The following is an 11,641-nucleotide window of genomic DNA, read 5'->3' on the forward strand; positions in this document are numbered from 1 at the left end:
GTGACGCGGTGGTCGTCGATGATCTTCCAGAAGCGTGAGAAATCGGGCCAGTTCGGCGCCCCTTCGTACATCAGCACGGTGGCGCCATTCTGCAGTGGCCCATACACCACATACGAGTGTCCGGTAACCCAGCCAATATCGGCCGAGCACCAGTAGATGTCCTCGTCCTTCAGATCGAAGACGTACTTCGAGGTGATATACGTCTGCACCGCGTAGCCGCCGGTGGTGTGCACGAGGCCCTTCGGTTTTCCTGTGGTGCCGGAGGTGTAGAGAATGTAGAGCGGATCTTCAGAATCAAGAGGCTCTGCGGGACAGTGGGTCGGCGCGTTTGCGATGAGTTCGTGCCACCAGCGATCGCGGCCTTCCACCATGTTTACGGAGGAGCCGGTGCGCTTGTAAACGATGACGTGATCGACGGTGTGGCATGCGGGCATGGCTTCATCGACAGTGCGCTTGAGCTGGATCTCAGTGCCTCGGCGATAGCTCGTGTCCTGGGTGATGATGGCAACGCAGCCGCAATCATTCACGCGGTCAGCGATGGCATTGGCGGCGAATCCGCCGAAAATCACGGAGTGGATGGCGCCAATACGCGCACAGGCAAGAATGGCGATGGCCAGTTCCGGCGTCATGCCCATGTAGACAGCAACACGGTCACCCTTTTTGATGCCGAGCGCCTTCAGGCCATTGGCGAAGCGTTGCACTTCAGCGTGGAGTTCGGAGTAGGTGAGCCGGCGTACCTCGCCAGGTTCGCCCTCCCAGATAATCGCGGCTTTGTTGGCGCGTCCGCTCTGCACATTGCGGTCAAGGCAGTTGTAACTCAAGTTCATTTTGCCGCCGACAAACCATTTCGCAGAGGGAAGATTCCACTCCAGCACCTTATCCCACGGCTTGAACCAATGGAGTTCTTTCGCGATCCCGGCCCAGAATGCCTCAGGGTCTTCGATGGACTGCTTGTACATGGCCTCGTACTGCTCAAGGCTCTTGATGTAGGCGTGTTTTGAAAACTCCTCGGGCGGTGGGAAAACGCGATTTTCACGGAGCGTCGATTCCAGATCCTGGTTGGAGAGGGATGAGACCGAAGCCGGATCAGCGGGAACGTGCATAGAAGACATGAATAAGTCCCTTCAGGGAATTACAAGGCTGCAATACGGGGCAGTATTGCGATACATTGCCGCACCCGTGGAAATTGCATGTGGAAGTCACTTTATCGAGACAGGGGCAGAGACGGCAAGCCATCCCAGCGACCGAGACCAGTCACGGGGCTCGTGGATAGCCGCGATGTGGCCGGGCTCGTTGCCTAGTCTGTTGGCTTGGGCAATTTGAATATCAAGCTGATTTCTGATGATCTCGCTTAAAGCAGTACACGTGTCACTCTGCCTGACCAAGTCCGCACAAGGAGGCGAAGTTCCAGTTCTGAGCGAGTCATTCCGCGGGTGCCGGAGCTGGTTGGGGCACAGGGAGAACAGGGACCGGCCAGCTCTCCTTTTTCTCAGTCGATAGTTCCTCCCAGATCAGTGTGCCGTGGCTCTCCTTCAGGAAAATGGTGCCCACCACAAAGCAGAGTGCGGAAACCACGGCCGGGTACGCCAGACCGGCATAGATATTGCCGGTGGAGGCGCACAGGCTTACGCCTATCAACGGCAGCAGGCCCCCGAACACTCCATTCCCTATGTGATAGGGCAGAGAGACGGAGGTGTAGCGGATTCTTGCCGGGAAAGCTTCCACAAGGTACGCCGCAATGGGAGCGTACGTCATGATCGAGAAGACGGTCTGGAGCCAGACAAGAAAAATGAGCGCCAGTTGGTTGGGATGAGGCGCCTCGGGGGCAGGAATGAGTTTGCCGCTCGAGAGATCGCGGCTCAGCGGAGTCAGGTGAATGTCTCCCGTGACTCTGTCTTTGGTAGAACTCACCGTCACAACATTGTTCCCCGCGGCCTGCTGCATGGCTTTGTACATGGGAAACACAGAGACAACAAACAACAGCATTCCGGCCATCATGATCTTCTTGCGGCCGATGCGGTCAGAGAGTGCCCCCACGACGGGATAGAGCGGCTGGGCGGCGATGATGGCGACAGCGACGATGACATTCGAGGTGTGAGCATTTACGCGCACGATGTTCTGCAGGTAAAAGAGCGCAAAAAACATTCCAGTGTAGGAGACGACGGACTGGCCGGCCGCGGCGCCGAAGAGCGAGATGAGCACCTGCTTAAGATTGCCCCATTTCCCAAAGGCGTCTCTGATCGGCGTCGTACATTGGGTCCCTGATGACTTGATGTGCGAGAAGATCGGAGATTCTTTCATACGGAAACGGATATAAAGCGAGATGCCGACCAGCACGATAGAAAGAAGGAACGGCAAGCGCCATCCCCATTGTTGAAAGCTCGCGCTGGTCATGGACTGCTCAGTGGCAAGAATCACCCCAAGCGAAAGCACCAACCCCAGCCCCGCAGTCATCTGGAGGAAGCTGGTGTAGAAGCCGCGGCTCCGGTCGGGCACATGTTCGGCGACATATACGGCCGCTCCGCCATATTCCCCGCCGATGGCCAGTCCCTGCAGAAGCCTGATGGCAATGAGTGCGATGGGCGAGAACCAGCCGGCAGTCTGGAACGTCGGCAAAAGTCCGATCGACGCGGTAGCGGTACCCATGATGCCGAGTGTCGCGATAAAGGCGATTCGCCTGCCGACTAGATCGCCGACGCAACCGAAGAACAGAGCGCCAAAGGGACGAATCAGAAATCCCATGGCGAAAGTGGCCAAGTAGGCGATCAAGGCGAAGGTGTCATTACCGGGCGGGTAGAACTTGACTGCAAGCACCGATGTGAGCGAGCCGAAGATGTAAAAGTCGTACCACTCGATCAGCGTTCCAGTCGCAGCGCCGCAGATGACCTTGGCAAGAGACTTCGATTGCACTGCCCGCGTTTGCGGGATAATCTGCGATGCCATTCGTGCGTGACCTCAGAGGTTGCCGCTTGAGATCTATTGCCCCGGAACACGTTGGGGACGGTTTGCAGACCGGAGCGAGCCCTGAGGCTCACTGTGCGGGCCACCAATCGCAGAAGTCAAGAGAATTCAGGCGCAGCGGTTCGCAGATAAGCCGCCACGAATCCGATCACAACCCTCAGCAGGCTCGCAGAACGTAATGAAGAAGTTGCCACGCAATCTCGACCCGAGACACAGCCATGACGATTGAGGTAATGCGAGGAATCTTCGGGTGACTGACCCTGGCTGAGAAATGGCTTGACAAGAAAAATGGCCTGGAATACATTCGGTCATCGCCAGGGGGATCAGCCCCTCATCTTGGTAAGCCCCGCACGTACACAACCCAAAATTCACTAACGAGATCGCCACACTCGCACGGTGGTTCACGTGTGATTTCGCGTTTCAGTCAATGCCGCTAACTCGCTCTCAAGGAGATTAAGAAAAGCATGAAGGGAACAAGAGTACGCCTCTTTGCAACCTGTACGCTGCTTCTGTCCGGCTACGCAGCAGCACAGGCACCCACTAAGCCCATTTCTGTTACCGGTGCAGATACGACAGCCGCAGCGGACGCAAAAACTTCTGTGAAGCAAATCTTCACCGCAAACACGCCAGTTGGCATCGGCATTAAGAGCAAAACGACTCTAACCGGTCCTCCCACTGTTCCGTTTCCACGGGCTAACAAACGTTGGCCGGGAGACCTCAGTTATGAAGGAGGCCCTACCGTAAAAGAGGGTGAGTTCCACGCAGTTTACATTCTGAACAGCCCCATACCCGGCGCGGCTGGATGTACGCCGGCGACCATAGCCGCCTGCTGGGGTAACCCGGAGGGGTTCCTGAAGAACCTTGGCCTTAGCGACTTCATCAGTATCACTGACCAATACGTTCAACGAAACGAAAACAACCGCTACACACTGGGCGGCAATGCGGAAGTGTATTTCGGGTCGTCCTTGCCTCACACACTTACAGACGCTGACGTGCTCGCAGTTGTGCATCTCGTCGCCAGTGTCCTCCAATACCAAACTGGATACAACGGGATCTTTCACGTGTTCCTTCCACCCGGAACCGATGAATGTTTCGACTCGACAGATAGCGAATGCTACTCGCCGGATAAGCCGAGCACCTTCTATTTCTGTGGCTATCACGGCAGTGTGGATTTTACCGACATAGGCCACGTTCTGTATTCGGTAGAACCATTCCAGGATGTGAACGGATGCAACGTTCCTCCCGGTGGTCCGCAAGGGCAGCTCGCCGACTCTACAAACAACGTTCTTTCGCACGAGACATTTGAAACCATTACCGATCCAGATGGAAATGCATGGTGGAATGCCGCGGACAATGGACTGTTTGGCGAGGAAATAGGCGATGAATGCTCTTTCCTAGTCTTCCCGACGGCGACCAGCGTGTACTTCAACCCCTCGGTCATAAAGATGAATGGGGTTACATACGCTGCACAACCCGAGTACAGCAACAAGGGCCACGCCTGTATGGTGTCAGCGGAATGAGTAACGTGGGTGGGAGAGGAGCATTCTATTGCTCCTCCCCCTTCACCCTATGGACGGCAGTCTGTTGCTAGGGAAGATCGATACGCACAATCTGCCCGGCTCCCGGAGGCGCCGCGCCGAAGTTGGACACGTAGAGCTTTCCATCATGACCAAACGTCATGCCCGTTGGCACGACAAGACCCGTCGCGACATCCTCGATACTCCCGTCATTCTTGATCCGTACGACTTTACCTGCGCCAGGGGTGGGATAGCCTGCCGCATCAGACAGTTCAAGCACGTAAAGCAGGCCGTCAGGGCCAAATGCCGTTCCGACAACCGTGGTGAAGCCGGCCTTCGAGGCCAGAACATGCAGGCTGTGCTCAGCCCCGGTGTCATCGAGTCCGGGAGCGGAGACCCGGCTGCACTCCGCATAGCCGAGGGTCAACACTCGAGCGTAATTCGACTCGATTGGAAACTGGTTCAGGTTCCCCAGATAGAGCTGACCGTCACGAGCGGTGATCGCGGTAGGCACAATGTGGCCCTGTGAGGCGGAGACGTCCATCACGTTGCCCATCGAACCATCCATGCCAATGGATACAATCTGGCCGTGATTGGGCTCGACCGCGTACAGACGATGGTTGAATTCGGTCATGCTGTAAAAAGTTCCATCCGGCTCGAAATCAGGCGCGTTGGGGTATTTCACCATGTGGGTCTGGATGAAGTGACTCAGGTTGGCAACCAGTTTCCATGAACCGCTTTTGGTGTTGACGCTGTAGAGGCCGTTGGGGAGGGTGTCTCCGTGGGAGCATCCAGCGCCGCCCTCAAGGGCATAAAGTGTGCCGTCGAGGAAAGCTAGGTCGGCAACGCCTGAGATGTCGCCCATTGCATCAATAGTTGAGGGAAATCCCGAAGCCACAGTCGTTCGCGTCCCAGAAGGGTTGATCTTCGAAATCCGACTTGTATTGCCGCCCGTATAGGGTCCAACAGGCGCAATCACCTGGACGCATGCGCCCTTGGTTGAGTTAGTGCCGCCGGTGCCGGCCTCGGCCACGTAAAGATTGCCATCGGAGCCAAAGGTCAGCCCACGCGGGCCATTGAGGCCGGTAACCCAGACGTGCACATTGGGGGAGGGACTTTGCGCCTGAACTGTGAAGCAGAACGCCGCGGCAAATAACGCGACGCCCGCACAGACCTTCGGGGAGGAACGCAGCTTCATATCGATCTCCTTGATTTTGGGGATTGGAATTTGCTCAACAACTGAAGTGCTGGTGGATCAAGCCAATATGGAGAAGGGCAACCCGCGACACTCGCTCCGTAATCGAAGCGATTTTGCGGTTACTCTAGATAGCAATGGCGCTCTCCGCAATGGCCTTTTAGGATACTTTTGCGGCTTCAGACGATGGACACTTTTCCTTGGGCAGTTGATGCCATTCAACTTCGGAAAATCGTTTAGAAACTTGGAAATGACAATAAATTGGCCAAATTTAAGTTAGAGTTCAGGCCATTTTGGAGGCCGTCATGGATGCCGTTTTCTCCTGGAGAAGGACCCGGGCCTGTGATCTGCCTGCTTGCCTGGCATTGCATCCCGCCAAAAACGGAGCCGAGACAGTCGGTAGTGCCCAAGCCATGAAAGTCTGGCGCGAACTGTTCGGAATGACCCACGCCACGCGAACCGCCGTCGCCGAAATGCACGGGAAGGGTGAGTCCAAAATCGTTGGTTTCGGATTCGCTGCTTTTGTGAAAAAAAGCTTCGCCGAAGCTGAAGTGAGGAATCCGAGGCCCGGCTTGAATTCCAGAATCATTGAAAGCGTTGTCGCCGGCAAACCCGTGATTGCCACTTTCGAAGACGTACGCGATGCCAACACGCAGGGAGATTTGCAACAGGTGATTCTCGATACAAGCTGGCACAATGCCCTTCTCAGCCCCACTCAGAGAGATGAAGTGCGGGTTTTGTTGGGGATCGCTTACATGGACCTGCATGTGGGCTATCACTTTTCAAGAATTCTGTCGGAAATGGTGGATGAGCTTGACTTGTGGCACGTGCGAGACCACCGGTCCTTCCAGATTGCCGATCGATTTGAAGCCTACCGGCGAACTCACCCCGATTCAACATGGAATGCCGACCGGGCTCTCCTTGTGGCAACACTCGACTCTATGCGCTCCGATCCTCATTCCATCGCGGCTGGATTGTTTCAGCATCATCTCGAACCCCGGTTTGCGTTCACTCCCGGGGAACAACAGTTGCTGGAGGCGGCACTTGAAGGTAGCGACGATGCGTCAGCCGCGAGTTCCCTGTTCGTCAGCCTGCCTGCGATCAAGCGTCGCTGGGAAAGTATCTTCGAGCGCGTTGCCTCGGTGACGCCGGATCTCTGCCCTCCCGGGAATGGAACGAGGGGAATCCAGAAAAGGCAGCGCGTGCTCGCCTACGTCAGAAATCACCCGGAGGAGCTGCGGCCATTCAACTTCGGCAGACATAAGAGACTTCAACAATTGGCCACTGGATCCGACCGTTCTCCACCCGGGCGATGACACCGACGGTCATCAACATAGGCCACCAGCGCTCGAGCGATCCTTCAGGACGCGTACCGCTTTTGGTGCCACACCCATGCCGTGCGAACGATATCGTCCAACTCTGTATAGCGCGGTTTCCATCCAAGTTCGCGAATTGCTTTCTCTGAACTGGCTACCAGCACTGCGGGATCTCCGGCGCGACGGGGATGCAGTTCTGCTGGAATTGGGTGGCCGGTGACACGCCGCGCGGATTCGATCACCTCGCGAACACTGAAGCCCTGACCGTTTCCGAGATTGAAGATAAGGCGGGACTTCGCTGCCGCATCCGTATCAAGCGCTCTAACCGCAAGCATGTGAGCGTCGGCAAGATCGGAGACGTGGATATAGTCGCGGATGCAGGTGCCGTCCGGCGTCGGATAATCATCGCCGTAAATCCGGATCGATTGCCGGCGACCGAGGGCCACATCGAGAATCAGCGGAATGAGATGCGATTCGGGTTCATGATCCTCGCCGCGGATGATCCCATCCGGCCCCTCAGGCGCTCCAGCCACATTGAAATAGCGCAGCGAGATCGAACGGAGTCCATGGATCGTATGGAACCAGTTCAGCATCGTTTCGACGATCAGTTTTGACTCGCCATAAACATTGGTGGGCTTGAGACGCGCATCTTCCTTGATGGGAACGGATTCCGGCTCACCGTATACCGCCGCAGTCGACGAAAACACGACGCGGCGCGGACCTTCCGCAATCACTGCCTCAAGTAATGCCAGCGTGGACGCGGTGTTGTTACGGAAGTACAACTCAGGCCGCACCATTGAATCGCCGGCTTCAATGAGGGCGGCAAAGTGGAGCACGCTCTCGAAAGGCTTGCCTTCGCTTTTGGCGCCCTTGAAAATGTTTTCGATCAGACCACGGTCCGCGAGATCGCCCTGGATGAACTCGACGCCCGCCGGAACCATCGCGCGACGGGAATGACAGAGGTTGTCAAACACGGTCGGCTGGTGGCCCTGACCAGCGAGCAAAGTTGCAACTGTTCCACCAACATACCCGGCACCTCCGGTAACCAAAGTTCTCACAAAAATACTGTCCTTCCAGAGCGGATTGGGTTACCGTGAGTCTATTACAGCAGGCAAGCAGGAGCGGTTAAAACCGTTCAACCAGAAGACCATCAATTGGCGCCTTGCCCAAGCTACGTGGAATGTGAACGCAACAAGCGACCATATTTCGTGTCTGAGGGAAAGCTATAGCCTGCTGGACGACGTCTCTTTTTGCCACCCCTCTGAACCGGGATATGTTACTCGGGTTTCGAGGCTTTTGGCACAGACGGGGAGTGGCCGGATGAGTGCGGGTGGGGCTCAGAAAGACGCGTGTGCCGATGAGTTCCGCACTTTGGTAGTCGAAAGCGCGGTGGCTGGCGTCTGCCCATCCCAATCCGATAGCATAGGGGAAGACTTTCGCGTCCCTTTAATCCCAAACGGCAAGGGGCAGCGTCAAACACAGCAGACGGATCTGAGGGATGCGATAATCCCCTGCCTTCAGGCGCCGTACAACACGCACCACTTTCCTTTTTGGAATCAGCCAGTTGCTGCAGAAAGCGAAAAGCGTTCGCTGCAGGAGAAAATCATTTACGCACGCCCGCACGAGGCTGGGGCCAAATGGCAACGTTGGGTCATTTTTGCGCATCCCTCCTCTACGGTGCTTTTTTCTGAAATCCTGCAGGCTCAAAACGCCGTCTCCATGGCTAACCCCGAGGTATGAAGATGCAGATGAGTGGCTACCCAGGTCGAATGACTTTTGGCTTGCTTCCCGAGCCTGAGGGGCGGTCTGCGCCGTTTGTCACGAGCGCAACCGTCAACGCGATAATTCTCGGTTTGATGATCTATATCGGAATGACGGCTAAGCATGTCATGCAGGAGCATAAGTTCGAGCAAACAGAACTAATCTTTCCTACGACGACGCCACCGCCGCCGAAGTTCAAGACTCCTCCGCCTCCCAAGCTTCCCGAGCCGCCGAAGCCGAAGCTGGAAATGCCGATGGAGCAGCCCAAAATCAACATGCCGAAGCCGGAACCCAAGCCGGCCTTGAAGCCAATTGAGATGGAAGCCAAACTGAACACGCCGCAGATCAAGGCGGCGAAACCTTCGATCATTCTGGCTCCTCAGCCCAAGCCTGCGTTGACTGCAGCGATGCCGGCGCAGACCAATACTGTGAAGGCCTCGACGGCGCCAGTCCACCTGGGCGAGACTTTCGGCGTAACCCCGAATCCGAACGCGACCCGGCCGGCAACGGTGGCGGCAATCGGCAATCCCTATGGCGGCATGCAGGGACCGGCCGTCGCTCCTCATGGAGTGGTGGGTTCAACCGGAATCGGCAATGGACTGAAGTCGGGTTCAAACGCAGGATCAGTAGGCAAGGTTGCGCAAGCCGGAATTCCCGGCGGAACCGGAACCGCAACCACAGGCTATGCGACGGGCGGGAAAGTGGCATCGGCGGGAATTCAGACGCAGATGGCAGCAGTGCCTGCCATGGCCCAGTCACCCCGTGAAGTGGCGCCCACTAATCTAGAAGTTCTGTCGAAGCCCCCCGTGAAGTACACGCCGGAAGCACGTCAACTGCGGGTTCAGGGAGATGTAATCCTGCGCGTGACATTTACCGCATCGGGACAGGTCGTGATTAATAGCGTGGTCCACGGGCTGGGTCACGGACTGGACGAAGAGGCCCGCCGTGTTGCTTCGCAAATTCGTTTTCGTCCGGCTACCCGCAATGGCCGGGCTGTGGATTTGACAACCAATATCACCATCACGTTTCAATTGGCGTAGCGTCCAATTCGAACCAACGATTACGACAGTGAGTGAAGAGCGACAAGAAATTCAATTGCTGTCAAATTCAATTACTGTTTTAGAGAACGGCAAGAACGAATCATCCTAGGAGATGACATGATGTTTCGAAAGATCGCCCTAACCCTCCTGACCCTGTCTCTTGGGACCTCGTGGGCGTATGCAAAAAAGGCACCTAAGTACGAGCAGGCACACCCGCTCACCCCGGAGCAGGCCGCGCTCGTACAGAAGTCCATCGGGCAGGAGAAGATTCTGATCAAGGCGATCCAGGAACGCACCCCGCTTGTGGAGACGTACATCCAGAACACAAAACCTGATGTGAAGCTCTACCAGGTGCCCGTGAGCGATCAGTACACCCTGAGCCGCGTCGACTTCGGCAAGGGATTTTTTGATAAGACCTACGAATCGAAGGACGCCGGGAAAAAGGGCTGGTTCAAGGGATCGTTCGGAGCCATCACGGGACTCACCAAGGCTCTCGGCCTCGACAAGCGTTTCACATACAACCCGACCGGCTTCATGCAGATGATGTTCCTTGACCCGACGGGATTCGATCAGCAGCACTATGTGTTCAGCTATGTGCGCCGCGAGTTCCTGGGATCGGTTCGGACCTGGGTATTCGACGTGCATCCGAAGGTTGAGGGCATGGGCCGCTTTTATGGCCGCATCTGGATTGAAGATCAGGATGGCAACGTCGTCCGCTTCAACGGAACCTACACCGGACCGCGGTCAGAGGATGATTCACGCTACTACTTCCACTTCGATAGCTGGCGCATGAATGTGCAGCCCAACATCTGGCTGCCGGTTGCGATCTACGTTGAAGAAACCACGCGCGAAAACGACAAGCAGGAAGGCCTGAAGGCGCAGACGCACTTCTGGGGCTATAGCCTGAAACTGCCTACGCGTGACAGCGAGAGCGTGAGCATGAAGGTGGAAGACGCCGAGGACAAGAGCGATGACTCACAGGACGTGAGCCCGCTGCAGGCCTCGCGCGAGTGGGTGCTGCAGGCCGAAAACAACGTGATCGACCGCTTGGAGCAGGCCGGTCTGGTGGCTCCGCTGACGCCCAACGGATTTGAGACCACGGTGCTCGATCAGATCGTGACTAACCTCGTGGTTCCCAACAATGTCGCGCTCAGTCTGCCGGTGCACTGCCGGATCATGCTGACTGACACGATTGAAACCACCACCGTGGGCAATACCATCCTGCTCAGCAAGGGCCTGGTCGATACCATGCCGCGCAACGAGGCGACGATTGCCTCTGTAATCTCGATGGAACTGGCGCACATCGCACTCGGCCATCACATCGATACGCGCTATGCATTCAACGATCGGTTGATGTTCCCTGACGAGTCATCGTTCCGCCGCATCAACATGAACCACACCGATCACGACAATCAGGAAGCTGCCGCCAAGGCCCAGCAATATCTCGACGCCTCAATGTACAAGGATCAGCTTTCTACCGCTGGCCTCTACTGGGCACAGCTTGCGGCTCGCGGTCCTGAGCTGAAAGCTCTGAATACGCCGAAGCTGGGCGATTCCCTGCTCAAGGCCGACGGAACTCCGTGGATGACAACCCTCGCGCACGGTGCACCGAAGCTCAACTGGGATGACCTGACACAGAGCGCGGCGCTTCCGCTGGGAAGCTGGCTGAAGACCGACCCGTGGGATGACCACGTGCACCAGTTGAATGCCAAGATCTATGCTCCGCTGAATCCGCGCGACAAGATGCCGCTGGAAGTGACCCCGGTCTACTACAGATTGCAGCGTTACGATGAAGCCCAGTCGCAGGCAGCAAATGCGGCCGCAGCGGCAAAGCCGAACGCAGCCGGTGCT

At 56.6% G+C, this 11,641-nt stretch carries 9 protein-coding genes; 5 read left to right on the plus strand and 4 right to left on the minus strand.

Annotation, left to right across the window (positions count from 1 at the left end; translation table 11 throughout):
- The coding region (locus WA354_RS15620; RefSeq protein WP_472813957.1) for an AMP-binding protein at window positions 1-1,103 on the minus strand (1,103 nt) is incomplete at its 3' end.
- A gap of 319 nt (window positions 1,104-1,422) precedes the next feature.
- Complete coding sequence (locus WA354_RS15625) at window positions 1,423-2,943, minus strand: MFS transporter (RefSeq protein ID WP_472813949.1); 1,521 nt, start codon at window positions 2,941-2,943, stop codon at window positions 1,423-1,425.
- Between the two features lie 482 nt (window positions 2,944-3,425).
- Between WA354_RS15625 and WA354_RS15630 the strand changes: the two genes are divergently transcribed.
- Complete coding sequence (locus WA354_RS15630) at window positions 3,426-4,481, plus strand: hypothetical protein (RefSeq protein ID WP_472813950.1); 1,056 nt, start codon at window positions 3,426-3,428, stop codon at window positions 4,479-4,481.
- 67 nt (window positions 4,482-4,548) lie between these two features.
- Here the strand turns inward: WA354_RS15630 and WA354_RS15635 are convergent, their stop codons facing one another.
- Window positions 4,549-5,676 (minus strand): ScyD/ScyE family protein, encoded by a 1,128-nt coding sequence (locus WA354_RS15635; protein ID WP_472813951.1) that lies wholly within the window; start codon window positions 5,674-5,676, stop codon window positions 4,549-4,551.
- Between the two features lie 410 nt (window positions 5,677-6,086).
- Here WA354_RS15635 and WA354_RS15640 point away from each other — a divergent pair, with 410 nt between their 5' ends.
- A complete protein-coding gene (locus tag WA354_RS15640; protein ID WP_472813952.1) occupies window positions 6,087-6,989 on the plus strand; it encodes a hypothetical protein in 903 nt (300 codons plus the stop codon).
- A gap of 44 nt (window positions 6,990-7,033) precedes the next feature.
- On the opposite strand, the gene galE is transcribed toward WA354_RS15640, so the two are convergent.
- On the minus strand, window positions 7,034-8,047 hold the full coding sequence (gene galE / locus WA354_RS15645; RefSeq protein WP_472813953.1) for a UDP-glucose 4-epimerase GalE: 1,014 nt from the start codon (window positions 8,045-8,047) through the stop codon (window positions 7,034-7,036).
- A gap of 25 nt (window positions 8,048-8,072) precedes the next feature.
- On the opposite strand from galE, the gene WA354_RS15650 reads away from it, so the two are divergent.
- The 3 genes from WA354_RS15650 to WA354_RS15660 all read left to right on the plus strand — a co-directional run.
- Entirely contained in the window at window positions 8,073-8,729 is a 657-nt protein-coding gene (locus WA354_RS15650; protein WP_472813954.1) for a hypothetical protein, read from the plus strand.
- Window positions 8,730-8,737: 8 nt separating this feature from the next.
- Window positions 8,738-9,790 carry an energy transducer TonB gene (locus WA354_RS15655; protein WP_472813955.1) on the plus strand — a complete coding sequence of 351 codons (1,053 nt, stop codon included), beginning with the start codon at window positions 8,738-8,740 and terminating at the stop codon, window positions 9,788-9,790.
- A 117-nt stretch (window positions 9,791-9,907) separates the two neighbouring features.
- Window positions 9,908-11,641 (plus strand): M48 family metalloprotease (locus WA354_RS15660; protein WP_472813956.1); only part of this gene is annotated, 1,734 nt, incomplete at its 3' end.

This window comes from Occallatibacter sp. (genome assembly GCF_049802275.1).
Lineage (GTDB): Bacteria > Acidobacteriota > Terriglobia > Terriglobales > Acidobacteriaceae > Telmatobacter.

Excerpts from the sequence above, each read along its gene's own strand:
- WA354_RS15625 (WP_472813949.1), bottom strand. The coding sequence starts at position 2,943 with ATGGCATCGCAGATTATCCCGCAAACGCGGGCAGTGCAATCGAAGTCT.
- WA354_RS15630 (WP_472813950.1), top strand. The coding sequence starts at position 3,426 with ATGAAGGGAACAAGAGTACGCCTCTTTGCAACCTGTACGCTGCTTCTG.
- WA354_RS15635 (WP_472813951.1), bottom strand. The coding sequence starts at position 5,676 with ATGAAGCTGCGTTCCTCCCCGAAGGTCTGTGCGGGCGTCGCGTTATTT.
- WA354_RS15640 (WP_472813952.1), top strand. The coding sequence starts at position 6,087 with ATGAAAGTCTGGCGCGAACTGTTCGGAATGACCCACGCCACGCGAACC.
- WA354_RS15655 (WP_472813955.1), top strand. The coding sequence starts at position 8,738 with ATGAGTGGCTACCCAGGTCGAATGACTTTTGGCTTGCTTCCCGAGCCT.